At 62.5% G+C, this 25,485-nt stretch carries 19 protein-coding genes and 1 pseudogene; 16 read left to right on the top strand and 4 right to left on the bottom strand.

The annotated features are described in order from the left end of the window. Nucleotides 1-4: 4 nt before the first annotated feature. Complete coding sequence (gene coxB / locus QQF40_RS01535) at nucleotides 5-1,180, bottom strand: cytochrome c oxidase subunit II (RefSeq protein WP_254626936.1); 1,176 nt, start codon at nucleotides 1,178-1,180, stop codon at nucleotides 5-7. 444 nt (nucleotides 1,181-1,624) lie between these two features. Between coxB and QQF40_RS01530 the strand changes: the two genes are divergently transcribed. From QQF40_RS01530 to QQF40_RS01495, 8 genes are all read left to right on the top strand, one after another. After that, nucleotides 1,625-3,373 carry a carbon starvation CstA family protein gene (locus QQF40_RS01530; protein WP_175088150.1) on the top strand — a complete coding sequence of 583 codons (1,749 nt, stop codon included), beginning with the start codon at nucleotides 1,625-1,627 and terminating at the stop codon, nucleotides 3,371-3,373. Then, on the top strand, nucleotides 3,363-3,683 hold the full coding sequence (locus QQF40_RS01525) for a cory-CC-star protein (RefSeq protein WP_217485768.1): 321 nt from the start codon (nucleotides 3,363-3,365) through the stop codon (nucleotides 3,681-3,683). The genes QQF40_RS01530 and QQF40_RS01525 overlap by 11 nt, the downstream gene beginning before the upstream one ends. A gap of 17 nt (nucleotides 3,684-3,700) precedes the next feature. Then, complete coding sequence (locus QQF40_RS01520; protein ID WP_175088151.1) at nucleotides 3,701-4,888, top strand: ArsA family ATPase; 1,188 nt, start codon at nucleotides 3,701-3,703, stop codon at nucleotides 4,886-4,888. A 540-nt stretch (nucleotides 4,889-5,428) separates the two neighbouring features. Continuing rightward, complete coding sequence (locus QQF40_RS01515) at nucleotides 5,429-6,727, top strand: efflux RND transporter periplasmic adaptor subunit (RefSeq protein ID WP_175088152.1); 1,299 nt, start codon at nucleotides 5,429-5,431, stop codon at nucleotides 6,725-6,727. Between the two features lie 101 nt (nucleotides 6,728-6,828). Further along, the gene (locus tag QQF40_RS01510) at nucleotides 6,829-9,960 is read left to right on the top strand and encodes an efflux RND transporter permease subunit (RefSeq protein ID WP_175088153.1); all 3,132 of its coding nucleotides are present in this window, start codon (nucleotides 6,829-6,831) and stop codon (nucleotides 9,958-9,960) included. Between the two features lie 376 nt (nucleotides 9,961-10,336). Further along, on the top strand, nucleotides 10,337-11,839 hold the full coding sequence (locus tag QQF40_RS01505; RefSeq protein ID WP_285460208.1) for a paraquat-inducible protein A: 1,503 nt from the start codon (nucleotides 10,337-10,339) through the stop codon (nucleotides 11,837-11,839). Beyond that, a complete protein-coding gene (gene pqiB, locus QQF40_RS01500; RefSeq protein ID WP_175088155.1) occupies nucleotides 11,836-13,470 on the top strand; it encodes an intermembrane transport protein PqiB in 1,635 nt (544 codons plus the stop codon). Before QQF40_RS01505 ends, pqiB begins: the two co-directional genes overlap by 4 nt. A 38-nt stretch (nucleotides 13,471-13,508) precedes the next feature. Continuing rightward, nucleotides 13,509-14,180, top strand: coding sequence for a PqiC family protein (locus tag QQF40_RS01495; RefSeq protein ID WP_285460207.1), 672 nt, complete (start codon nucleotides 13,509-13,511; stop codon nucleotides 14,178-14,180). Between the two features lie 116 nt (nucleotides 14,181-14,296). Here QQF40_RS01495 and QQF40_RS01490 read toward each other — a convergent pair whose 3' ends face one another. The 3 genes from QQF40_RS01490 to QQF40_RS01480 all read right to left on the bottom strand — a co-directional run bounded on the left by QQF40_RS01490 (nucleotide 14,297) and on the right by QQF40_RS01480 (nucleotide 17,116). Beyond that, nucleotides 14,297-14,836, bottom strand: coding sequence for a glycine zipper 2TM domain-containing protein (locus QQF40_RS01490; RefSeq protein ID WP_175088157.1), 540 nt, complete (start codon nucleotides 14,834-14,836; stop codon nucleotides 14,297-14,299). A gap of 354 nt (nucleotides 14,837-15,190) precedes the next feature. Further along, nucleotides 15,191-15,661, bottom strand: a complete 471-nt coding sequence (locus QQF40_RS01485) for a hypothetical protein (RefSeq protein WP_175088158.1) — start codon at nucleotides 15,659-15,661, stop codon at nucleotides 15,191-15,193. Nucleotides 15,662-15,913: 252 nt separating this feature from the next. Beyond that, the gene (locus QQF40_RS01480; protein WP_285460206.1) at nucleotides 15,914-17,116 is read right to left on the bottom strand and encodes a GGDEF domain-containing protein; all 1,203 of its coding nucleotides are present in this window, start codon (nucleotides 17,114-17,116) and stop codon (nucleotides 15,914-15,916) included. A gap of 708 nt (nucleotides 17,117-17,824) precedes the next feature. Here QQF40_RS01480 and QQF40_RS01475 point away from each other — a divergent pair. The 8 genes and pseudogenes from QQF40_RS01475 to QQF40_RS01440 all read left to right on the top strand — a co-directional run. Then, on the top strand, nucleotides 17,825-18,325 hold the full coding sequence (locus QQF40_RS01475; RefSeq protein ID WP_175088160.1) for a hypothetical protein: 501 nt from the start codon (nucleotides 17,825-17,827) through the stop codon (nucleotides 18,323-18,325). A gap of 340 nt (nucleotides 18,326-18,665) precedes the next feature. Beyond that, nucleotides 18,666-19,280: a CBS domain-containing protein gene (locus QQF40_RS01470; protein ID WP_175088161.1), complete on the top strand. Its 615-nt coding sequence runs from the start codon at nucleotides 18,666-18,668 to the stop codon at nucleotides 19,278-19,280. Between the two features lie 250 nt (nucleotides 19,281-19,530). Continuing rightward, nucleotides 19,531-20,145, top strand: coding sequence for a hypothetical protein (locus QQF40_RS01465; RefSeq protein ID WP_175088162.1), 615 nt, complete (start codon nucleotides 19,531-19,533; stop codon nucleotides 20,143-20,145). 276 nt (nucleotides 20,146-20,421) lie between these two features. Then, entirely contained in the window at nucleotides 20,422-21,612 is a 1,191-nt protein-coding gene (locus QQF40_RS01460) for an MFS transporter (RefSeq protein ID WP_285460205.1), read from the top strand. 345 nt (nucleotides 21,613-21,957) lie between these two features. Then, nucleotides 21,958-22,731 (top strand): DUF969 domain-containing protein, encoded by a 774-nt coding sequence (locus tag QQF40_RS01455; protein ID WP_285460204.1) that lies wholly within the window; start codon nucleotides 21,958-21,960, stop codon nucleotides 22,729-22,731. Beyond that, nucleotides 22,728-23,639, top strand: coding sequence for a DUF979 domain-containing protein (locus tag QQF40_RS01450; RefSeq protein ID WP_285460203.1), 912 nt, complete (start codon nucleotides 22,728-22,730; stop codon nucleotides 23,637-23,639). The genes QQF40_RS01455 and QQF40_RS01450 overlap by 4 nt, the downstream gene beginning before the upstream one ends. A 76-nt stretch (nucleotides 23,640-23,715) precedes the next feature. Further along, the gene (gene pcp / locus QQF40_RS01445) at nucleotides 23,716-24,375 is read left to right on the top strand and encodes a pyroglutamyl-peptidase I (RefSeq protein WP_285460202.1); all 660 of its coding nucleotides are present in this window, start codon (nucleotides 23,716-23,718) and stop codon (nucleotides 24,373-24,375) included. A gap of 102 nt (nucleotides 24,376-24,477) precedes the next feature. Further along, nucleotides 24,478-25,416 (top strand): annotated as a pseudogene (locus tag QQF40_RS01440) (asparaginase); the annotation flags it as partial. Between the last annotated feature and the right edge of the window lie 69 nt (nucleotides 25,417-25,485).

The following is a 25,485-nucleotide window of genomic DNA, read 5'->3' as shown; positions in this document are numbered from 1 at the left end:
CACGCTATTGAGACAGCTGTTCCTTGATGACGGCTGGCTGCACCAGCTCGCCGGTATCGTTGCCCCAGGCGTTGCGCTCATAGGTGATGACAGCCGCCAGCTCGACCGGGCTCAGCACATCGGCGAAGGCCGCCATGGGCGTGCCCGCCTTGCCGTTGACCACGATATCGATGTGCGCCTGCATGTCCTGGGTGACGATGGCACTGCCTACCAGCGAGGGGAACGCCGGCGGCATGCCCTGGCCGTCCGGCTGATGACAGGAGGCGCAGATGGTGGCGTAGGTCTTCTCGCCCTTCTCCATCAGCTCCTCGAGACTCCAGTCACGACCGGCATCGTTGAGCGCGGCCTCGGCTTCGGCCTTGCGCGCGATCAGCCACTCATCGAACTCGTCCTCCGGCAACGCCTCTACGACCACCGGCATGAAGCCATGGTCCTTGCCGCACAGCTCGGTGCACTGGCCACGATAGGTGCCGGGGGTCTCGATACGCGTCCAGGCCTCATTGATGAAGCCGGGGATGGCGTCTTTCTTGACGCCGAAGTCCGGCACCCACCAGGAGTGGATGACATCGGCAGAGGTGGTCAGGAAGCGCACCTTGCGATTGATGGGCAACACCAGCGGGTTGTCGACTTCCAGCAGGTAATGCTCGCCCTTGGCGGCGGTATTGTTGATCTGCTCGCGTGGGGTCGCGAGGCTTGAGGTGAAGGCGACATCCTCGCCCAGATACTCGTACTGCCAGCGCCACTGATGGCCGGTGATCTTCACGTCCAGCGCCGACTCGGAGGCGTCGTACATGTCCTTGAGCGTGGCGGTGGCAGGCACCGCCATCACCACCAGGATCAACAGCGGAATGGCGGTCCACAGAATCTCGATGCGGGTATTTTCATGAAAGCTTGCCGATACCGCGCCACGTGACTTGCGGTGCTTGATCATCGCGTAGCCCATCACGCCGAACACCGCGATGCCGATGACCACACAGATCCAGAAGATGATCATGTGCAGCGAGTGGATCTCGCGGCTGACCGCGGTGACCCCGACCGGCATGTTGTACTCGACTGCCAGCACCGAAGGGGAAAGGCCTGTCAGTGACAAGGTCGTCAGTGACAGGGTCGTCACTGTACGCCGCAAGCGCAGATGCATTGGCCTGGTGACACGGGAAAGGCATTCCGCGATCCATGACATCGGCGCCTCCTTATCATTGTTATCGAGAGCCTCACCCAGATGACGGCGCTGAGCGGCTCCCCGTGCTCCGACTTGCTTCGAGTATAGAAGAGCTTGGCGGAACACAAGGTCGCGTGGATCAACCCACTGATACTCCTTGGTCGCAAGGCAGAGCAAGGCAAAAACGGCTACCCCGCGCGTGATACCGCCTGAGCACAAGGCAATGGAGCGCTTCTGCGTTCAGTCCACGCAGGAAGTTGGCGATTCAGCAATGTCCTGCCGGTTTGCTGGCGACATGTCGGCGCGCGTCGGGGCGACCAATGGCGAAGTTATATGCGCATTTATCGATGTTAGCGTCACGCCGATCTGCACCAGCGTGTTGAGAGCCCTCCGGCACGTGACCAGACACCTGACATACGCCAGCACGCCCTACTCGATCCATCACTACGCCACTCGGAATCTGCCATGAACGCCATCTGGCTTGCCCTGTTCGGTTGCGTTGCCTTCGCCATCGGCTATCGCTTCTATTCCCGCTTTCTGGCCGATCGCATCTTCCGCCTCGACCCGAATTTTGTGACGCCGGCCCATGCGCTGCGCGATGACACCGACTACCTGCCAACCAATCGCTGGGTACTGTGGGGGCACCATTTCACCTCTGTCGCTGGTGCGGCGCCCATCGTCGGGCCGGCCATCGCGGTCTACTGGGGCTGGCTGCCGGCGGTGCTGTGGGTCGTGCTGGGCAGTCTGTTCGCGGCAGGCGTGCATGATTTCGGCACCTTGACGCTGTCGGCGCGACATCGCGGCCAGTCCGTCGGCACCCTGGCGGACAAGCTGATCGGCAAGCGCGCCAAATTGCTGTTCCTGTTCATCATCCTGATCTTGGTCCTGATGCTGAACGCGGTGTTCGCCTGGGTGATCGCCAACCTGTTCATCAACTTCCCGGCCAGCGTGATGTCGGTGCTGATCCAGATTCCGCTGGCGGTATGGATCGGCCATCGCGTCTATCGTCGCGGCGGCAAGATGCTGATTCCCTCACTGCTCGCGCTGATGGTGATGTATGCCGCCGCGCTGCTGGCGGGTCAGTTCGAGTTCCTGCAGATCGACCTGGCGGGTGCCTTCACCACCATGGCCGGTGGCGAGGATGGCACTCTGCTGTTTGGCCTCTCCCCCATCGCCAGCGCCTTCCTGGTGTGGATCATCGCACTCATGGCCTATGTCTATGTCGCCTCGGTGCTGCCGGTCTGGAAGCTGCTGCAGCCACGCGACACCATCAACTCGCACCAGTTGGTGGTCGGGCTGGTACTGTTGTATCTGGGGCTGGCCGTGGGTGGCCCGCAGCTGACGGCGCCGGCCTTCAACGCCGAGGCCGAGATGTCCTTCTACCCGCTGCTGTTCATCACCATCGCCTGCGGCGCCATCTCGGGTTTCCACGGGCTGGTCGCCTCCGGCACCACCTCCAAGCAGCTGTCCCATGAACCGGATGCGCGCCTGATCGGTTACTCCGGCGCGCTGGGCGAAGGCATGCTGGCGCTGATTTCCATCATCGCGGTGGCGACCCTGTTCGCCACCCAGGCCGATTTCAGCGCGACCTATTCAAGCTTCGCTGCCGCCGGTGCCAACGGCCTCTCCAGCTTCGTGCAGGGCTCCGGTCAGTTGATCTCGCATCTCGGCCTGCCCGCCAATGTCGGCAGTACGCTGGTCGCGGTTATCGTGGTCAGCTTCGCGGCCACGACACTGGACTCCGCCGTACGGCTGATGCGCTACATCATCGCGGAACTGGGCAGCGAATACGGCATGCCGGCACTCAGCCACAAGCATGTCGCCACCAGCATCGCCGTCATCGCCAGTGCCGCGCTGGTCATCCTGCCGCAGGGGCCCAAGGGCTTCGGCTCCGGCGGTTACCTGCTGTGGCCACTGTTCGGCACCAGCAACCAGCTGCTGGCGGGCATCTCGCTGATGCTGGTGTCGGTGTGGCTCAAGCGTCAGGGCCGCCCTGTCATCTATACCCTGGCCCCGATGGTCTTCCTGATGATCATGACGCTGTGGGCGATGGTGCAACAGGTGGTGCTGGATTGGTCGGGCATGGGCAGCAACGACCCACAATGGCTGTTGTTCACCTTCGGCAGCCTTATCATGGTGTTTGCGCTGTGGATTCTGCTCGAGGCCAGCCGCAGCCTGACGTCTCCCGCCCGGGTGAGCGCTCATGAGAGCTGATGACGATACCCTGTTGGCGTCATCACCACGCCTGCCGAGTCTGACAAGGCGCCTGCTGACAGGCGCCATTCAGCTGCGGGATGGCTGGGAGGCCATGCTGCGCGTCAACCAGCAGCGCGATCTGGCGCAGCTTGCCCGTGAGGAGGAAGACATCTTCATGATGATGAGCTTCGCGGAGCTGATGGGCATCCCCAATCCGGCGCCGGCCGTCTCGCTGGAGATGCTGCCACTGATGCTGGAACGCATGCATGACTGGCACTTGCGTCAGGGGCTTGAGCATTCACCGCTGGAGGGCATCAAGTGCTGTTGAGCAGGCTCTGGAAACGCGTGGCATCCCGCACGGCGAAAGATACGGCTGTCTGGGCAGGCACTCAGCCGTCAGCGGCTCGCGAGACTTACGAGACTCACACTCCTCAGCCTGGCCGAGCGCCGGGGCAAGCCGGGAAATCGGAGCCCCCCGAGATCTGGTTCTTCGGTGGCAAGGGCGGTGTCGGCAAGACCAGCTGCGCGGCCGCGCAGGCGCTGGCACTGGCGGAGAAAGGCGAAGCGACCCTACTGATATCGACGGACCCCGCGCACAATCTCGGCGATCTGTTCGGTGCTGTCGGTGGCAAGCCCTGCAACATCGCGCTGCGACTCGACGTGATGGAACTGGACCCCGAGCGGGAATGCGAGCGCTACCTGGAGGCGGTCCGCCAGCGGACCGCCCCCCTGGTGAGTGGCGAGCGCAGTGCCACGGTGATGCGCCAGCTCGAACTGTCACGCCACGCTCCCGGCACCAGTGAAGCGGCACTCTTCGATGCGCTGGTCGGGATCATCCTTGCTCCGCCTACCCCACTGACACCGGACAGCTCATCGTATCGACACATCCTGTTCGATACGGCTCCCAGCGGGCATACCATTCGCCTGCTCAGCCTGCCCGAAGTACTGGGCGGCTGGCTGGAGGGCATGCTGGGTCAGCGCAGGCGTGCCGTCGCCGAACGCAGCCTGTGGCTGGACAGTCAGCAGGCGTCAGAGACGCCAGGCGAAGAAGCGCCGGAAGACCCGATCAGCGAGGCGCTGGAGCAACGCCGTACGCGCTACGCAGCATTGCGTGAGCGCTTGAGCGATACCCGCCGGGCGCGCGTGATTCTGGTCAGCACGCCAGAGAAGCTGCCGTGTCTGGAGACAACTCGAACACGAGAGGCGCTGGAAGCTCATGGCCTGGCCGTCGGCGGCTTGATCATCAATCAGTGCCTGCCGGAACCCGCCGCGCAAGAGGCTGGCAAGACTCTCTCAGCGACCCACGAGCCGCAGGCTGACTGGGTCGCGACCTGGCGAGAACAGCAGCAACGCTGGGCCGCCAGACTGGAGGAGGCCTTCGCTGATCGCCCCTGCCTGCGCCTGCTGCGCCAACCACAGCTGCCGGAGGACCGCGCAAGCCTTGCCCCATTGGTGGTGCAATTCACGGCGTTCCGCCCCTGGTCACCCGTCCCTGCCGCGCCCTCTTGCGGTTGCGCTGCTCGCGCCAGATGACTCGAGAGGCTGCCCTACGCTTCATCCCATAGTGCTTCAGATCCTCAGCGCTTCCGCTCTTTCACCCTCCCGCTCTCCGGGCCTCAAGCTGATCCGCTGATCCGCTGATCCGCCCTGTGCTGGCAACATGCGTTTGCGCACAGGGCCGGGGAGTTCATCATTCAGACACTTCGATCTGATAACTTATTCAGAATTTGCGCATATTGATGCACCATCACTGTCCTAGCCCCACCTGACTTGCGCACGCCCCCTGTGTGAGGCGAGACATGTGCACGCCTGCGGGCATGGCAAGCGAATTGCATCGTCTTGCATCCCCCTCCATGACGTTCAGAATGCAGCTCACATGGCAACAAACTGTTGCAACAGGGTGCGCAATAACTGCACAAAACAACCATACAGTCGCCTCGCCATTCCGATAGAATAGCGGGCTAAATATCTTCCTCTTCATGACATCGTTGCTTTGACGCGCCGCACCTGCGGTGAGTCACAATGTGGCGATAATGGTGCACTTCAGCCCCTGAATTTCGTAAAGGACGCTCCATGGCCCCGACTTCCCCCAGTCAATCCCGCTTGCAGAGACACCCATTGGCTTTCAATGCCCGACGCCTCGGCCTGCTTCCGGCAAGCCTGCTGCTGGTCGGTGCCCTGCTGGCCGGCTGTAGCGGCGACAAGGAGGAGGCTGGCCAAGGCCCCGCCGCAGGCGCCAGCCAGGCCGCTCAGGTCGATGTCGTCACCGTCACTGCCCAGGATGTACCACTCACCACCGAACTTCCGGGCCGCACGCGTGCCTATCAGATCGCGGAAGTGCGTCCGCAGGTCGGCGGCATCATCGAATCGCGCGACTTCACCGAAGGCAGTGACGTCGAGGAAGGTCAGGTGCTCTATCACATCGATTCGCGCACCTATCGCGCCGATGTCGAGAGCGCCAAGGCGAGCCTGGCGCGTGCCGAGGCCAGCCTCAACACCTCGAGCCTCAAGGCCAAGCGCTTCAAGAACCTCGTCGCGCGCAAGATGGTCAGCCAGCAGGATTACGACGATGCCGTGGCCACCGTCGGCGAAGACCGTGCCGATGTCGCCTCGGCCAAGGCCGCGGTATCCAGCGCGCAGATCAACCTGGATTACACCAAGGTCACCTCACCGATCAGTGGTCGTATCGGCAAGTCCAACGTCACCAAGGGCGCGCTGGTCACGGCCAGCCAGGAAACCAGCCTGGCCACCGTCCAGCAGCTGGACCCCATCTATGTCGATCTGACCCAGTCCGCCACCGAAGTGCTGCGTCTCAAGCGTGAGCTGGGCGAGAATCGCGATGCCGCCACCGCTCCGGTCCAGACGGAAGTCGAGCTGGTGATGGAAGACGGCAGCGTCTACGGCGCCAAGGGCAAGCTGCAGTTCGCGGATGTCACTGTCGACCAGGGGACCGGCATGGTCACGCTGCGCGCACTGTTCCCCAACGAAGATGAGCTGCTGCTGCCGGGCATGTTCGTGCGTGCCCGCCTGACCGAAGCTGTCGCCAAGGATGCCATCCTGATTCCGCAGAAGGCCGTGAGCCGTGACAGCACGGGCCAGGCCAGCGTGATGACAGTCAATGCCGAGAACAAGGTCGAGGCCAAGCAGGTCGTGATCGGTCAGGCCATCGACAATCAGTGGCTGGTGACCAGCGGCCTCGACAGCAATGACAAGGTCATCGTCAGCGGTCTGCAGAAGATCAAGCCGGGTGCCACGGTCGAGATCGCCTCGGATGAGACAGGCACTGACCAGAACGCCGCACCTCAGTCGCGGACTGCTGCCAGCAGCGACTCCTCGGAAAGTGAACAGACCAGGACCGGCGATAGCCAGTAAGCCTGCCCCCGCTTTTCGCGCCACTGTCGCCAGCCAGACGAGAGACGCTTCTCGTGTGACTGGCGACCGTCCCGAACGACGTTCCAGGAGCCTCAAACGTCATGGCCAGATTTTTCATCGATCGCCCTATCTTTGCCTGGGTGCTCGCCATCATCGTGATGCTGGGGGGGATCTTCAGTATCCTCAAGCTACCGATCGAGCAGTACCCCTCGCTGGCCCCTACCAGCATCACCATTCAGGCCACCTACTCCGGTGCCTCTGCCCAGACGGTGGAAGACACGGTGACCCAGGTCATCGAGCAGCAGATGAACGGCATCGACAATCTGCTGTACATGAGCTCGACCTCGGACTCCCAGGGCAACGCCAGCATCGAGCTGAGCTTTGACACCGGCACCGACCCCGACATCGCTCAGGTTCAGGTACAGAACAAGCTGCAGCTGGCCACTCCGCGTCTGCCGCAATCCGTACAGAACCAGGGTGTCTCGGTCACCAAGTCCTCCGGCAGCTTCCTGATGGTCGCGGCCTTCGTCTCTGACGACGGCAGCATGACCAAGCAGCAATTGACCGACTATGTCGCCTCCGACATCCAGGATGAGGTCTCGCGTGTCCAGGGCGTCGGCGAAACACAGCTGTTCGGCGCGCCGGGGGCCATGCGAGTCTGGCTCGACCCGCAAAAGCTCAACAACTTCAAGCTGACCACCAGCGACGTCACCACGGCCATCAGCACGCAGAACAACCAGATTGCCTCGGGCCAGCTGGGCAATCTGCCGGCGGAAGAAGGCCAGCAGCTCAACGCCACCATCGTGGCGCAGACCCTGTTTGAAACCCCGGAGCAGTTCGGCAACATCCTGCTCAAGACCCAGGAAGATGGCTCTCAGGTCTATCTGCGTGACGTCGGCCGCGTCGAGAAAGGCGCCGAGACCTACAGCACCGTCAGCCGCTACAACGGCAAGCCTGCTGCAGGCCTGGGGATCAAGCTGGCCTCGGGCGCCAACGCGCTGGACACCGTCCAGGCCGTCAAGGACCGCCTCGATGAACTGTCCGCCTACTTCCCGCCGGGCATGAGCTTCAAGGTCCCGTACGACACCTCGCCCTTCGTCAAGATTTCCATCGAAGAAGTGGTGATGACACTACTGGAAGCCGTGGCACTGGTCTTCCTGGTGATGCTGCTGTTCCTGCAGAACTTCCGAGCCACCCTGATTCCGACCATCGCGGTACCGGTCGTGCTGCTGGGCACCTTCGGGGTGCTGGAAGTGCTGGGCTTCTCCATCAATACCTTGACGATGTTCGCCATGGTGCTCGCCATCGGGCTATTGGTCGACGATGCGATCGTGGTGGTGGAAAACGTTGAACGCGTCATGCACGAAGAGAAGCTCTCGCCACTGGAAGCGACTCGCAAGTCGATGGGCCAGATCACCGGCGCACTGGTGGGTATCGGCCTGGTGCTGTCATCCGTGTTCATTCCGATGGCCTTCTTCCCCGGCACCACCGGTGCGATCTTCCGTCAGTTCTCGGTGACCATCGTCTCGGCGATGACGCTGTCCGTACTGGTGGCATTGATCCTGACGCCGGCCCTGTGCGCTACCCTGCTCAAGCCGACCAAGGAGAAGACCACCGGCTTCTTCGGCCTCTTCAACCGGGTCTTCGATCGCTCCAACGCGCGTTACCAGAAAGGCGTTGGCGGCATGCTCAAGCGCACCGGTCGCTCGATGCTGGTCTATGCATTGATCGTCGTCGGCTGTGGCGTGGTATTCACGCGCATCTCGACCGGCTTCCTGCCGGATGAGGATCAGGGCTATCTGTTCAACCAGGTCATCCTGCCGGTGGGCTCTACTCAGGAGCAGACGCTCGAGACGCTGGAAAAGGTCGAGCATCACTTCCTGGTCGATCAGGAAGATGCGGTTCAGGAAATGTTCGACGTCGCCGGCTTCAGCTTCGCCGGTCGCGGTCAGAACATGGGCCTGGCTTTCATCAACCTGAAGCCGTGGGATGAGCGCGAGCGCGATTCCTTCAGCGTGGTCAGTGAAGCACAGAGCTACTTCAGCACCTTGAAGGAAGCCCTGGTCTTCGCCATCAACCCGCCGCCGATCATGGAGCTGGGCAACGCCAGCGGCTTCGACATGATGCTGGTCGACCGTGGCGGCATCGGCCACAAGGCATTGACCGACGCGCGCAATCAGCTGCTGGGCATGGCGGGCCAGAATCCGGCCGTGACCGGCCTGCGCCCCAATGGCCTGGAAGACAGCCCGCAGTTCACGCTCAACATCGACGAACTCAAGGCGACGGCGATGGGTGTCTCGCTGTCAGAGGTCTACTCGACGCTTTCCACGGCGTGGGGCTCGACCTACGTCAATGACTTCCTCGACAACGGCCGCACCAAGAAGGTCTATGTGCAGGCGGAAGCCAGTGCCCGCATGCAGCCGGAAGACCTCAAGAAGTGGTACGTACGCAACACCTCCGGCGAGATGGTGCCGCTGAGCGCCTTCATCAACGGCGAGTGGACCTACGGGTCGCCGCAGCTGGAACGCTACAACGGCGTCTCCTCGATGGAACTGCTGGGGCAGGCGGCACCGGGTTATTCCACCGGTGAGGCCATGCAGGCCATGGAAGAGATGGTCAGCCAGCTCAACAATGGCGTCGCGCTGGAATGGACCGGCATCTCGCTGCAGGAATCCCAGAGTGGCGGCATGGCACCGTATCTGTATGCCATCTCGCTGGTCTTCGTCTTCCTGTGTCTGGCCGCGCTGTATGAGAGCTGGAGCATTCCGTTCTCCGTCATGCTGGTGGTACCGCTGGGGGTACTGGGTGCCCTGCTCGCCACCTGGATGCGCGGACTCGACAATGACGTCTACTTCCAGGTCGGCCTGGTGACGACCATCGGGCTTTCGGCCAAGAACGCGATCCTGATCGTCGAATTCGCCAAGGACCTTGAAGTGCAGGGTCGCTCGCTGATCGATGCCACCATGGAAGCGGTGCGCATGCGTCTACGCCCGATCCTGATGACCTCGCTGGCCTTCACCCTGGGTGCCGTACCACTGGCCATCTCGACGGGTGCGGGTGCCGCCAGCCGTCACGCCATCGGCAACGGCGTGATCGGCGGGATGATCTCGGCCACGGTGCTGGCGATCTTCCTGGTGCCGGTCTGCTATGTGGTCGTGCGCCGCCTCTTCGGTGAGCCGAAGGACCTCAAGCGAGCCCACGAAGCGGCCCGCCAGGAGGATGACCTTGTCTGATCCCTGATCACGACAGAAGCCTCATTGCTGTCACATTGCGTGACGGCCCTGCACGCCGCCCTCTCCGGGCGGCGTGCCTGTTTATGGCCTGGCAAGAAAGGCGCGCTCACGCGGCAAGCATTGAGTGCCATCAGCCTTTTGCGGCATCATGCTACTCTCGAACACTGTTTGCCTGTGCAGGCCTGGTGCTTTCACAGCTCCTATATCTTCGCAGATCCGCGTGTGCATGAGGCCAGACCAGCTGACGGCGCATTCCCGAGAGCGCTTCCCCAAGAGCGCAGCCGCAGGCGTGTTCGAGCCGCGGCTGACAAAGCCTCTACGCATGGCCCGAACACGCACGGCACAGCTATACACCACCCGATCCCGCTGGAGCGACATGCCTCGTCCCCTTGCTGCCCTGCGCCGCTACACCCGGCGTACCTTTGAAACCCGTGATCCGCCACAGGTGTTCGCGCCTGTCACATCAGGCGTATCACGGCGGCGAATGCGTGCCTGCGAGTGCTGCGACCTCGTCGTGGCATTGCCGGCGCTCAAGGCCGGCGAGCGCGCCCGCTGCCCGCGTTGCGATCATCTGTTCGCCCAGCGCCACGCCCATGCCGTGCAACGCACACTGGCACTGGCGATGGCGTGCCTGGTGATGCTGGTGCTGACGCTGCCCTTCGAGTTCATCGCCTTTGCCACCAGTGGCATCTCGGCAAGTCTAAGCCTGATCGATACACCAGCCGCCCTGACGGCCGAGTCCTATCCTTCTCTGGCCGTGCTGCTGATCCTGACCATCGTGATGTTGCCGGCGCTCTACCTGCTTGGCGTCATCTACACCCATGCGGCCATCGGGCTGAAACTGCCCTTGCCGGGCATTCGCGGCATTGCGCGCACCCTGAGCCACCTGCGCCCGTGGATGATGGCAGATGTGTTTCTGGTCGGCGTGATGGTGAGCCTGGTCAAGATCGCCGGCATGGCCGATATCAGCTTCGGGCCCTCCTTCTGGGCATTCTGCGCCTTCGCCCTGCTGATGACCAAGACGCTGGCCAGCATCGATGGGGACCGCATGTGGTTCGCGCTGGCGGGCGAGCCAGCCGTCCCCAGCGGCACGCTGCCGGGAATCGGTGCCGCCTTGCAGGGACTGGCCAGTTGCCATAGCTGCGGTCTGATCAACGCCTGCGGCGAACGGGAGTCGCACACCCACTGTCGCCGCTGTGGCGACCCTGTCCATCAGCGCAAGACGCAGAGCCTTCAGCGCACCTGGGCGTGGCTGATCGCGGCGGCGATTCTGTACATCCCCGCCAATGTCTTCCCGATCATGACCACGGTCAGCCTCGGGGAAAACGACCCACAGACGATCGCCGGTGGCATCGTGGTGCTCTGGTCACATGGCGACTGGCCCATCGCGATGGTCATCTTCATCGCCAGCATCCTGGTGCCGGCCTCGAAGATGATCGCCATCGCCTGGTTGTGCATCAGCGCCCAGCGCCCCGAGGTGCAACATGCGCGAGCGCGGGTGACCCTGTACCGCATCACCGAATATATCGGGCGCTGGTCGATGGTCGATGTCTTCGTGGTGGCGCTGCTGGCCGCGTTGATCCAGCTGGGTGCGCTGATGTCGGTGCACCCCGGGCCTGCGGCATTGTCCTTTGCCTGCGTGGTGGTGCTGACGATGCTGTCGGCGTTGAGCTTCGACCCGCGCCTTGTCTGGGACACCGAGACGGAGAAGAAAATGATGGCGAACACGCTGTTCGGTGATCTGCCGCTGACACCGCTGACGGGCTCCGCGTCTCTTGCCTCATCCTCGCAGGCCACGCCTCCGTTCACGACGCCATTCACGACCCCGAATGCCTCCCGCAATCCCCCTTCTGCTGCCGACTCACAGGATGACTTATGAGTGATGATTCTCGCGCACGTCGTGAAAGTCGACGCCGCCTTTCTCCGATCTGGATAGTCCCGATCGTGGCTCTTCTGATCGGCGCCTGGATGGTGTGGCACAACTACGCCAGCCGTGGCCCGCTGATCACGATCGAAATGGAGACGGCGGAAGGCATCGAAGCGGGCAAGACACTGATCAAGACCCGCAACGTCGAAGTCGGCAAGGTCGAATCCGTGCGCCTGTCGGACAACCTCGACAAGACCATCGTCACCGCGCGCATGTCCAAGGACAGCGAGCGCATGCTCAATGCCGACTCGCGGCTCTGGGTCGTGAAACCGCGCATCGGTCGCGAGGGGATCAGTGGCCTCAACACCGTGCTGTCAGGTGCCTATATCCAGCTCCAGCCTGGTGACAGTCGTGATGAGGAGGACTACTTCGTGGCGCTGGAGCAACCGCCGGTGACGACGCAGGACGCCAAGGGGCTGCGTATCGACCTCACCAGCAACGATGGCAGCGTGCTCTCGGACGGCGACCCCGTCACCTACGAAGGCTTCGTGGTCGGGCGCGTGGAATCCAGCGAGTTCCGCCCCAGCGAGAAGGAGATGCACTACACCCTCTACATCGACTCGCCTTACAACGAGCTGGTGACCTCCACCACGCGCTTCTGGTCCACCAGCGGGGTCAGCCTGCGCCTGGATTCCCAGGGCTTGCAGGTCGATGTCGGGTCACTGGAAAGCGTACTGAGCGGTGGCGTCGCCTTCGGCATTCCCGAAGACCTGCCGCGTGGCCGCCCTGTGGTGGAGAACACGTCCTTCACGCTGTATTCCGACCAGGAAGAGGCCCGTGAAGGCAGCTTCCATCAGGCCATCGACTACGTGATCATGGTCGACGATACCGTGCGTGGCCTGTCGCGCGGCGCGCCGGTGGAATACCGCGGCGTACGCCTCGGCACCGTGGTCAGCGTGCCCTATCGCCTGACCCACCAGCGCGTGCGGACGCTGTCGAGCTTCGAGATTCCGGTGCTGATTCGCATCGAACCCGAACGCCTTGAGGGGCAAGTGGATGATGAAGGCGTGGTGCAGTGGAAGAAGCGCCTCGAGCGCCTCTTCAAGCGGGGCATGCGCGCGACGCTGAAATCCGGCAACCTGCTGACCGGCGCGCTGTTCGTCGATCTCGACTTCTATGACAGTCCGCCGCCCTACAAGGCCGATACCTTCGATGATATCGAGGTCATGCCGAGTGTCTCCGGCGGTCTAGCTCAGATGGAAGCCAAGCTCAATGCGCTGCTCGACAAGCTCAATGGCCTGGACATCGAGCCGGTTCTGGGCAATCTCAACAAGACCCTGTCGGCCTCAGAGAGCCTGGTGAAGCGTCTCGACAAGACCGCCGGCCATGTCGATGCCCTGTTGGGTTCCGACGAGGTGCAGAAGCTGCCGAGCGATATCAGCACCAGCATCGACAACCTCAATCGCACCCTGGATGGCCTGACGCCGGATTCTTCCGCCTACCGCAAGCTGGAAGGCGATCTCGAACGACTGGACCGTGTGCTCAAGAAGGCAGAACCGCTGCTCGATACGCTGGAGAAGAATCCCTCCAGCCTGATCTTCGACAAGCCGACCACTCGCGATCCGATTCCAAGGGCCCAATGATGACGACAGCCATGAGTCTCTCGACCCGAACGGCAGCCATGCCACAAGCCTGCAGCGCGTCTGCCTCGCCGCGCACTTCAATGTCGCACAAGGGCCGCTTCGGCGGCCTGGTGGCAGGTCTGTTGATGCTCGGCACACTGGCGGGTTGCACGACCGCCGCCACTGGTGGCGCTTACCTGCTGCCACAAACGACCCAAGCGAGTGCCGCCCAGCGCAGTGTTGCCGCAGATGCCCCCCTGCTGGAAGTGATGCCGGTGCAACTGGCCAGCTACCTGGAAGGCGGCAGTCTGGTCTATCAGACAGACGACATCACGCTGGTACAGGCCAGCCAGAACCTGTGGGCCGATGATCTGCAGGACATGCTGACCCGCCAGCTGCTGACGCAGCTCAAGGCCAGCCCCGCCCAGCCGCTGAGCCAGTACCGTATCGCGGATACCAGCCTGAGCGGCCTCAAGGGCGCACGCCTGAGCGTAAGCCTGGATCGCTTCATCGGCCGCCATGATGGCCAGTCCGTCATCACCGGTCGCTGGCGCCTGCGCGGCGTGGATGGCAGCGTACTGGAGGAAGGCGACATCCAGACGCTGACTCCCCTGACGGATGACGGCTATCCAGCGCTGGTCAATAGTCTGGGCGAAGGCTGGCGTGTGACCGGCGAGCAGTTGGCGCGTGAGATCGCCAAGGCACTGCCCGCCACGGCGGATGCCAGCTGACGACCCGACGGTCTAAGAGAAAAGAGCACGGTAAGATACCCAGAAAGCTGGATGTCCAAAAAGAAGCCCCCCGGCGGATTCCGTCGGGGGGCTTCGTGTCTGGGGGCTATCTGGCCTCAGCCTTGCTGGGGCAGCACCAGCTCACCATCACGGATCTCGAAGCGCTTCACGTCCGGCTTGTCCTCGAGACGCACGGTGCGGGTCTCGTCCCCCATGTCGACCTTGACGTCGTAGCCGACCACCTTGTCTGACGCGTCCTGCACCGTTTCGCAGCGCTGCTCGGTCGTGGTGTAGGTATCGCCCTTCTTCATCTGGCTCTGTATCTGGTTGCCGGCATAACCGCCGCCCACGGCACCCGCGGCTGTCAACACCTTCTTGCCATTGCCACCGCCAAACTGATTGCCCACCACACCGCCGACGATCGCGCCGACGGCCGTGCCGACGACATTATGGGTGTCCTTGCTGGGCGCCTGATGCGTCACGGTCTCGTTGTGACAGACCTCGCGCGGAGTGCTCACGGTTTCCGTCACGGCATCCACCGCCACGATATCGGCATATTCAGGGCCTGAGTTGCTGGCCGTATAGCTGCCGATCGCCACTCCACCGCCAATGCCCAGTGCAGCAACGATCGCGCCAATCAGGATGGACTTGTTCATGCGTGTTCTCCTCACCGAATAGTGTTGCAGCCTGGCTCGTCGGCCAGTCAGCCATGCCCCTGGATGACACCTGGGGGGCTTGCCGCTGCGTTCGGAGAGTAATCTAACACTGTTCGATAAACTCGGTAATGTGGCAACTTCACCACCCGGTCGTCGCCATTTCGCAACATCGGACGTGGAAAATCCGGTTTTTACGCTAGATCATGCCTTATATTAGCAATTTCTTGACAAGTAGGCATGCGGCGAGAAAACCCCGCTCACCGCCTTGGCGCTGACTCGGACTATACGAGTCGGACAGAACGAACAGGGCTATGTGAGGGGGACGGAACGAACAGGGCCCAGACCGCAAGTCACTCAGTCCCGCTGATTGGCCGTGATGGACACGGCTTCATCGTTGCAGAACTGCACACGGACATCTTCCCACCAATTCAGCAGACGGCAGGACGTGTCATCGGCGATCGTCTCGCTGATATCACTGGGCTTGCCCAGCAACGAGATGGCCTGAGCCTCGCTCATGCCCTGCACCAGATAGCCATCATCCAGCGCTGAACGGATGCGGTACTGACGCTGACTCTCCTCACGTGCAGCCAGGGCACGCTCCTTCTCACGCGCCAGGCGCTGTGCGGCCGGGTCTTCGCCTGAAGTCTCTTCTACCACGTCAGCGGCGGGCACCACCGTCAGCGAATCATCCAGCGTGACGGGGGCATCGCCCTGCTGACAAGGCTGCTGCTGCCAGGTGGGCACCCCCGCCTGCATACAACGAAAGATGCTGTTGCTGGCCTTGGCGGCAGGCGGCAGAGAGGGCGTCGCCGGGTCGGCAATCACTTGCGCCCGGGGCGCCTGACCGTCACTCGAAGACGCTGCAGCATTCGACGACTCCTCCGCCTGAACCGCCGCAAGCGGCATACCGCTTATCAACGCCGTCACCAGCAGTCCCCGCAAGAGCCGGCGCGACACCCGGCGTGAAACGCTGCCACAGGAATCCATCATCAACTTGTTTCTCCGCTTGGTGAGAGCGTGGATCACTCACGGATATCACGCCCAATGAGGTGAAATGGCAAAGCCATCAGCCTTGCGTCAGCGCTTCCACTGATAGACCTCATCGGCGGCCTGCACATCGTCATGGTGACTGTCATCAGGACGGCTGGAGGTCGAGTCCGCTTCGCCTGCCCCATCGCCCGGAGTGTCCAGTGGCGGCATGTCAGGCATGGCCAGCCTGTCGAGGTTGTGGCCGTGGTCGGGGCGGTAGTCATGATCAGACGACTCGACCTGATCGAGACTGGCTGCGCCGTGATCGGACGCATCCCAGGCGGTGACCACCCGATCGCGCCCTTCGCGCTTGGCGCGGTACATGGCCTGATCGGCACGCTGCAGCAGATCCGGCAACAGTGATTCCGCGCAAGCGGCCGGTCCGCCCTGGGCCACCCCGATACTGATGGTGACCCGCAGCAGCTGGCCGTTGCTCAGCGTGAAGGCACGACTGTTGATCGAGAGCAGCAAGCGTTCGGCTGCGTGCTCGAGCCCTTCTCTGTCCTCCGTCGGACACAGGGCCACGAACTCCTCTCCCCCCTGGCGGCACAACTGATCACTGCCGCGCAGGTGGTGACGCAGCCGTTGCGTCAGCTCTATCAGCACCTCATCACCAATCGCATGCCCTTGGGTATCATTGATGGCCTTGAAGTGATCGACATCGATCATCAGCACTCCCAGACCACCACGACTCAGCAGACGCGGCCCCTCTTCCAGCAAGGCAAAACGAGACAGCGCCCCCGTCAACTGGTCGTGGCGCAAGTCACGGCGGTAGCGCTTCTCGCGCTGCTCAGCTTCCCACCCGATCTGCACGGCCACCACCGCGATGAAGGTGACGGAAATCACCAGATTGACGATGCTGGCCAACGACATGAACTCGTAAGAGACGATATAGACCGGGCTGGTGAGGTATTGGGCACCGATATAGAACAGCAGCAGGACACCACTGAACAATAGCCGTTGAATGCGTGACAGGGACGCGATACAGATGAAGAAGATGGCGACGATATGGAAATACTCGAAGCCTCCCTCGGCGCCGAACTGGTATTCCCACCATGCCGCCTTGGCTGACATCGGCACCACCAGCAACAGCAACGCGGAATTCATGTACCCCTTGCGGTGGAACATGATGGCCAAGACATTGAGCAGGACGCCGATGACATTGATCACCACCGGCTGCGGATAAGGCTGCAGGCCCAGCAGAGCGAAATAGCCCAGCTGGCAGCCGAGCGCACTGATATAGATCCACATGAACAACTGATAAAGCACGAGGTGCCGCTCAGCCAGCCCCGCTGGAGCTGGCCATCGCCACTTCATGTTTACCGTGCGCAATACACCCTGCCGACTTCCCGGTTTGCGACGGCGATCTGCTTTCGCCATGATTCCTTCCTCATTTACGGCACTTCCCGTGTGCCTCCGCTACGCGCTACCTGATGATTTTACCTGCCTATTCTATCTCACGCTGCTGTATGAAACGTGACGGTCACATTCATTGCGCACCCCTCAAGGCATGCAGCGCAGTCAGGCATGTGATCCACGTGTACCAGACGACGTCGCCTGCGAGACTGGCAATCCCATCACGGCGGCGTGGCTCACGTAGCAGGAGCCTGAGCGTGAAGCATCAGCAATCTCGAGGATCAGCAGTCGAAGATTCTCACAATGTGGGCCTTGTGGGTGACTTGCAGAGTAGTTCAGAGAGGATTTAAGCCCTAGATTCAGTCGTGATGATGACCGGACTGGAAAAAGTCCGTGACCAGTGAATGGTACTCTTGAGCATGGCAATGCTGACATCTCGCCGCCAGCCTGCATGACCCGGACCACCTGGCACTCGGGCCCTCCTCGACGTCTGAGACAAGAACCGGGCAGACAATCGCCCGCCTTCGTGACACCATCAGCGCCTGGACATGGCAGTAGCCGTCACCCACTTTTCCCCGCCGTTTTTAGAGAAGAGAGACTGTAATGGACGCGACCACTCTGACACGCGACTTCCACCTGTGGCAGCGTTTCTCCAAGCAAGACCGCCTGGAACGTGAACATCGTGCTGCCCGCCGCAAGATCGCCGAAGCTGGCACCATGGCGACGCGCATGATCAAGGCCTATGAAAGCATGGCCGCCAAGGGCGTTTCCGAGAATGCATGTTATCGCACCATCTACAAGCAACGCGATGCACAGGGTGAGATCATGGTGCGCGAAGGCTGGCTCAAGGTGCGTCGCGTGGTCGCCGAAGGCGGCACCACGCGTCTTCGCGGCACGCTGATGACGACGTTCAGCCTGATGGATGGCGAGCAGGAGCCCGCCGATGCCAGCGTCGAGAAACTCACGCTCGAGGTGTATGACGAAATCGTCGCCGGCACCAAGATGAAGCTGGCCTGCAAGGTGGACCGTTGCGACACCGATGGCCAGACGGACTTCATCACCTTCCTGGATGCCGTACGCGGCGACCTCAAGCAGTGGGTGTAATGCGCCCGGGCGTGTCGCCAGCCCCCTGATGAAGGGATAACTCCCTGAATCGGCTCAATGATGTCCACTCGCCTCGTGCAGTGGGCATCATTGCTGTCAGCGGCAAGGAAACTGCTGGCTCATGCCAGTGCCGGCCTGCCGGGGCCTTTGTTTCCGAAATGGAATCCATCCATTTCCTATCTCGCACAGATAGCATCGAAGATTGACCTGATAGATCAAGATCCGCGTCACTGTTGCGGCAGTAGCAACCTGAGGTTACCCATCGTGCATGAAACTCCTGGCCTTCACCTGACTCACAGTACCCAGAACATGCTCGTCATCTGGTTACAGGAGTCAGTCCATGAATGCCATTGCACCGTCGGCTTACCACACCCTCGACGTCGAAACGCTCTCTCATGTCACCTCCGCTCGTCTGCCCTTGCAGCCGATCGGCGACATCACCATGGATAGCCCAGCCAGTGAGCTGGTGACGGACTTTGCCATCACCGCCGGTCGCAGCATTCAGGGCAGCGCCTCCATCGGCCAGGCACTGGCGACCATGAAGCAGGCGGGGGTACGCCTGCTGCTGGTCCACGATCATGATGGCACCTTCACCGGCGTGGTGACTTCGCGTGAGCTGCAGGGTGGCCGAGTCGTGATGCGCGCCATGACCCGCTTCAATGTCCAGCGCGACGAAGTCACTACCGACATGGTGCAGATACCTCGCGCGGAGCTGCAGGGCATTCCTCTCGCCGTGCTCAAGCGCGCCCGCGTCGGGGACCTGGTCGAGACACTGCGTCAGAGCGGCGAATCCCACCTGCTGGTGACCGAGCAGGGCGACGATGGCAAGCCCAGCGTGCGCGGTCTGGTCGCCGCCTCCCGCGTCGGCAAGGCCCTGGGGCTCGATCTGGAACACCCGCCGGAAGCACGCAATTTCGCTGATATCTGCCGGGCTGTGCTGGGCAAGTACGAGTGACTCGACAAGAGTAGGTAGCGTCCTCAGTCATCTGGCTGATAGAGGCGTCATCAAGCCGCGCCTTGACAAGATGGTTTATCCCCAGACTGGTGCTTGATTCGGGAAAAATACTCACAAACGGCGTATGATGTGACTATCAGCGCGAGATATCACTTGGCAGGCAGCAGGGAAGCGCCTGTCGGTCAGAGAGATGACTCGGGCTCTGACGGATATACTCAGCCAACGGATGGTGTAGACGAGGATTTCAGCCATGCCATTACGCTCACTGCGTGATCATCTTTTCAAGCAGCGCCACGTCGAGGTCCTCGTCATCAAACAGATTGATGGCGAGCTCGTACATGTGTGTGGTGCCGGCATCGTGGAAGGCAACGGCAGCGTCAGTCACAAGCGGCGTGAGCTGCAGCGCGACAACCATGCCTTCCCGGTTCGCATGCATGATGGCAATCAGGTACTTCAGCCGGACGACTTCAATCGTCTGGTGCTGCTGGAGGAAGTGACTCTGCACCCCCTTGGCTGCCAGCCGAAGGAAGCCATCTCGCTGGAGGTGGCCGGCCATCGCTATCGTGTCGCGCATACCCCCATGCGCTGCTGGCATTTCCGCGGCCACCTCGTGCTTGAGCGCACGCCCCAGGGCATGCTGCTGAGCACCGAGGACATGACCCTGATTCGCGCCAAGGCGAGTCGCCAGCCAGTCTCCAATACGGCACGCGCCAATGCCGAGCGCCGGCAGAAGACGCCCGCATGGCGCAATGTCGCCCCCCGCGGTCACGACGTGCATGCCGATGCCGCCACAACGCGTCAACGCGCGGCAGCACGCAGGGGCGATAGCGCGACACGCGAGCTGGAGCTGGAGCCCAAGTACTGAGAACCAAAGTACTGAGAACCAATGCACTGACAAGCGCCGCGTCGAAACCAGAACATTGAGCCAAGACAGATGCATCTAGAAAGATGCATCGAGGTAGAACGCTCGGCAATTGCCGGGCGTTCTGCTGTCCAGGGCCCGGCTCGAGGAAAACCTACTGGAGGAAGACCTGCTGGAGGAACACCGGTTCGAGGCAAGTCGGCTCGCGGCAAGACAGCTTGAGCATATGCCGGTATTCTCACAGACTTGTCCTCTCGTTCAGGTTTCCTCATGCGCCGAATGCCAGCATCCCTTTTCCTGCTCATCCTGATTCTGGTCGCCCTGAACCTGCGTCCGGCGCTGTCATCCCTGGCCCCCCTGCTGGATCGCATCACCCAGGACCTGGGCCTGAGCACGCTGGCAGCGGGCCTTCTCACCACCCTGCCCGTCGTCTGCCTGGGGCTGTTCGCCCCACTGGCACCGCGCCTGGCCCGCCGCCTGGGAGTAGAGCGCACCCTCAGCCTTGCCCTGGTCACTCTCGGCATCGCCCTGTGGATGCGAGCCAGTGACATGGCACTGCTGCTGTATCTCGGCACCCTGTTATGTGGCGGCAGCATCGGCGTCGCCGGCACCCTGCTGCCTGCCATCGTCAAGCGTGAGCATCCTGAGCGAGCCGACCTGTTCACCGGCGTGTACACCATGGCGCTATGCCTTGGTGCTGCGCTGGCCGCAGGACTCAGCGTGCCACTGGCCAATCTTCTCGACAGCTGGCAAGCCTCATTGGCCTGCTGGGCACTGCTTGTGGTGATCGCGCTTCCCGCCTGGCGCCTGAGCATGCCCCATCCGTGGCCAGAGAAGATGACCCGCCATCAGCAGGCCACCCCTCGCCTGTGGCACCTGCCGTTGGCCCGTCAGGTCACCTTCTTCATGGGCTGCCAGTCCTCCCTGGCCTATATCGTCTTTGGCTGGTTACCTTTCCTGCTCCAGCAACGCGGTCTGAGCGATATCGAATCCGGCTGGCTGATGGCCGCCTCGGTGATGGCACAGGTGCTTACCGCCCTGCTGGCCCCCGTGATCGGCCGCATGGGGCGCGACCAGCGCCCCGCCATCCTGCTGCTGCTGTCCTGTACCGCCATCGGCCTGCTGGGACTGATGATCGGGCCGCTGTCACTGCGCTGGCTGTTCGCCGTGCTGCTCGGTTTCGGCCAGGGGGGCAGCTTCTCGATGGCATTGACGCTGCTGGTGCTGCGCACCTCCGATGCACGCCTGGCGGGTGCCCTCTCCGGCATGGCACAAGGCACCGGCTACATGCTGGCGGCCCTCGGGCCACTCGCCGTCGGCATCCTGCTGGAAATCACGGCCGATCTGCGCGTGATCGCGTCGCTGTTCGCGCTGATCCTGCTGAGCGCCGCCATGCTTGGCTTCCAGGTCGGCAGATGCCGCCGTATCTGCCTGCGCGTGGATGGCAGCACTGCAGTGGTCGACGGCTGACATCTTCTCCTCATGGAGTGAAGCAAGCCCCACGAAGGCATCAATATTATCTGTCATGCATATCTGAATGATAGATTTTCTCGATACTACTTGTCGTTGAAATTTATATATTCCGAATGTCTCATTTGGATTCCTCTGGTGTCGCTCTACCCTTTGAGCTCTCTTTGTAAAGCAACGAACATTGCGCCCCGCCATGTTCGAACTGCTCGGCAATGGTCAACCGGCCAGGCAATGTTCGACCCGCTTCGCAACGAGCCCCGCATAACAACAAGCTCACACCCAGAGGCACAGGCTCATGTCCTTCGAAAGGATCCGATTGTCCTCCCCCTGCTCGGGAGACACCTCATGCTGTCATTGATCGGCGTTGCCATCATCGTCATCGGCCTGGCACTGCGCCTCAATGCGCTGCTGGTGGTGCTGGTGGCAGGCTTCTCCTCCGGCCTGGTGGCCGGCATGTCACCGACTGAAATTCTTGCCGCGCTCGGTCAGGCCTTTACCGACAACCGCGCCGTCTCGCTGTTCATCATCACCCTGCCGGTGATCGGGCTGCTCGAGCGCAATGGCCTGCGCGATCAGGCCGAGCATCTGGTCCAGAAACTGCGGGCCGCCAGCGCCGGGCGCATCTCCTTCAGCTACCTGGTGCTGCGCAAGGCGACCAACGCCTTCGGCCTGCAGCTCGGTGGCCACCCGGCGATGATCCGACCGCTGGTCGCCCCGATGTCAGTCGGCGCCGCCGAACGTGATCTCCTCGAAGAGGCTCTGAGCTCGCCACGCTTCAAGGCCCTGAGCCAGCGCATACGCGTTCTGAATGCCGTCAGCGAGAACTTCGGCAACTTCTTCAGTCAGCTGATCTTCGTGGCTTCCGGCGGGTTGTTGCTGATCAAGAGCGTGCTCGACAAGAGCGGCGCCAGCGTCAGCCTGGCCGACATGGCGCTGTATGCCATTCCTACCGCGCTGGTGTCGCTGGTGGTGGTCTTCGTGCTCTGCCGCCGGCTGGACGCGCGCATTCGCCGTGAACATCAACTGCTGCGCGAGGAATACCCTCAGCCCTCCGGCCAGGCCAACGCGACACCGGGCAAGGATACCTTCACCACTTCTGCGACGGAGAGCCACTCATGAACGGTATCGACGCTCTCTACCTGATTACCGGCTTCGCCATCATGGCCTTTGCCGTCCTGACGCTCACCGATCGTGATCATCCGCGCCGACTCGGCACCAGTGCCTTCTGGATGATCTTCGGCATCAGCCTGGCATTTGGCCAGTGGCTACCCGATGTCGTGGTCGGTATTGCCATGCTGGCGCTGGCTCTGCTGGCCGCCACCGGCCAGCTCGGGTTCGGCAACTACGGCCAGTTGAGCGATGAGGCGCGTCAGGCACGCCGCAAGCGTCTCGGGTCACGCCTGTTCATCCCCGCGCTGGTGATTCCGGTCGGTACCTTCCTTTACACCCTCACGACAGGCCAGAGTGCGCTGGTCGGCCTGGGCGTCGCGACGGTACTGGCCTTTGCTGTGGCATTGCTGCTGCTGCGCGAGAGCCCGGCGACCGGCATGCAGGAAGGTCGCCGTCTGGCAGATGCCATCGGCTGGGCCGCCATCCTGCCGCAATTCCTGGCCGCCCTTGGCCTGCTGTTCGATCAGGCCGGCGTCGGCCAGACCATCGCCGGGCTGGTCTCGAGCGTGGTGCCGGACACCAGCCTGATCGCCTGCGTGATTGCCTACTGCGTCGGCATGGCCGTGTTCACCATGCTGATGGGCAACGGCTTCGCGGCCTTTGCGGTCATCACCTCCGGCATCGGCTATCCGCTGGTCATCGCGCTGCATGGCGGCAATCCGGCCATCGTCGGCGTGCTGGGCATGCTGTCCGGCTACTGCGGCACGCTGATGACGCCCATGGCCGCCAACTTCAACATCGTGCCGGCCGCCCTGCTGGAACTGGATAACCGCTACCACATCATTCGCGCACAGATACTGCCTGCGCTGGTCATGCTGGCCGCCAACATCAGCCTGATGCTGCTGCTGGCCTTCTGATCTCCCACTCTTACCCGCGCATCGATCACCGCCAGCAGCGACCCGCGGAGATCGATGCCAGCCAAGGAATTTCATCATGCGTCGTCTGCTACTCTGCGGCTTCGAGCCCTTCGGCACGGATAGCGTCAATCCTGCCCTCAAGATCATCGAGCAACTGGATGGCCAGACACTGGCCATGCACGACCAGCCCGATGAGCGCTTCGAGATCATCACCTGCCGGGTGCCGGTGACACGCTACGCCGCGATTGACAGCGTCATCGAGGCCATCGACCAGCACGCCCCTGACACCGTGATCATGCTCGGCCAGGCCAGTGGTCGCTGCGCCATCACCCCGGAGCGGGTCGCCATCAACCTGGATGACTATCGCATCAAGGACAACGGCGGCCACCAACCGGTGGATGAGCCCATCGAAGCTGGCGGACCGGATGGCTGCTTCACCACCCTGCCGATCAAGGCGATGGTCAACGACCTCCAGGCAGCGGGTCTTCCCGCCAGCGTCTCCTACACGGCAGGCACCTTCGTCTGCAACCATCTGTTCTATGGGGTGCAGCGTCATCTGGCGGATAGCCCCGTCCGCTCCGGCTTCGTGCATATCCCGGCGCTGCCCGAGCAGAGTGTCGATGGCCGCCTGCCGACCATGAGTCTTGAAAGCATGCTCGAAGGCGTACGGGTGATGTGCATCAGCGCCATGTCCCATCAGGAGGATGCGCGCATCGGCGGTGGCAATATCAGCTGAGCCCCCCCCGCACATCGCGGCTGAACGCCCGACTTCGACAGCTCCCCTGCAAGCCGGCATGCGTTACAATGCCGGCTTTCCCATTTCTGGCAGGTGGATACGATGACTCCCGAGACGCACATCCTGGTGCTGTATACCGGCGGCACGCTGGGCATGGTGGAAAGTGAGCAAGGACTGGTACCTGCCGGTGACTTCGATGCACGCCTGCGCGCAGCATTGGAACAACTGCCCCCCAGCCGTCGTGGCCGCCTGCCCGCCTTCACCCTGCGCGAGTTTCCGCAGCTGATCGACTCCTCTTCCGCGACACCGGCGGACTGGCACACCATCGCCAGCCAGATCGCGGATGCCTACGACAGCTTCGATGGCTTCGTCGTGCTGCAGGGCACCGACACTCTGGCCTGGACGGCCTCCAGCCTCGCCTTCCAGCTCAAGGGCACCGCGCGTCCGGTGATCGTCAGTGGTGCACAGTTGCCGCTGGAAGCCGAGCACAGTGACGCGCTGGGCAATGTCGAGCTGGCGCTCACCGCCGCCGCCCAGCCGACCCTCAATGAAGTCGTGGTCGCCTTCGGCGGACAGTTGCTGCGTGGCGTGTGCACCCGCAAGTGGTACACCCAGGACCACCGCGGCTTCACCACGCCCAATGCGCCACTGCTGGGCGAATGGGTCGATGACCGTGTCGTGCTCTACCCCGGCCGCCTGATGGATGACCAAGGCCCCGCCTTCGAGCTGCCCGACTATGCCCGCCTCGGCAAGGACAGCATCATTCGCCTGCCGCTCTACCCCGGCATCAGCGCCGAGAGCGTGCGTGTGCAGTTGATGCGCCCGGAGGCCAAGGGCGCCGTGCTGGAGCTGTGGGGCAGCGGCAATCTGCCGGAAGACAGCGAGCTGTTGGAGGTATTGGCCGATGCACGCGGCGAAGGCAAGTTGCTGGCCGGTATCAGTCAATGTCCGCATGGGCCGGTCACTATCGGTCACTATGCGGCCGGTGCAGGACTGGCCACCGTCGGCGTGCTGTCAGGCGACGACATGACGCTGGAAGCGGCCTTCACCAAACTGCTGCATCTGGTGGCGCTCGATCAGGATGAGGACTGGCAGCGCGAACGCTTCCTG

The sequence above is a fragment of the Cobetia sp. LC6 genome (assembly GCF_030264805.1).
GTDB lineage: Bacteria > Pseudomonadota > Gammaproteobacteria > Pseudomonadales > Halomonadaceae > Cobetia.
The sequence above is the reverse complement of the archived record's forward strand: the minus strand, read 5'-3'. Positions and strand labels throughout refer to the sequence as shown.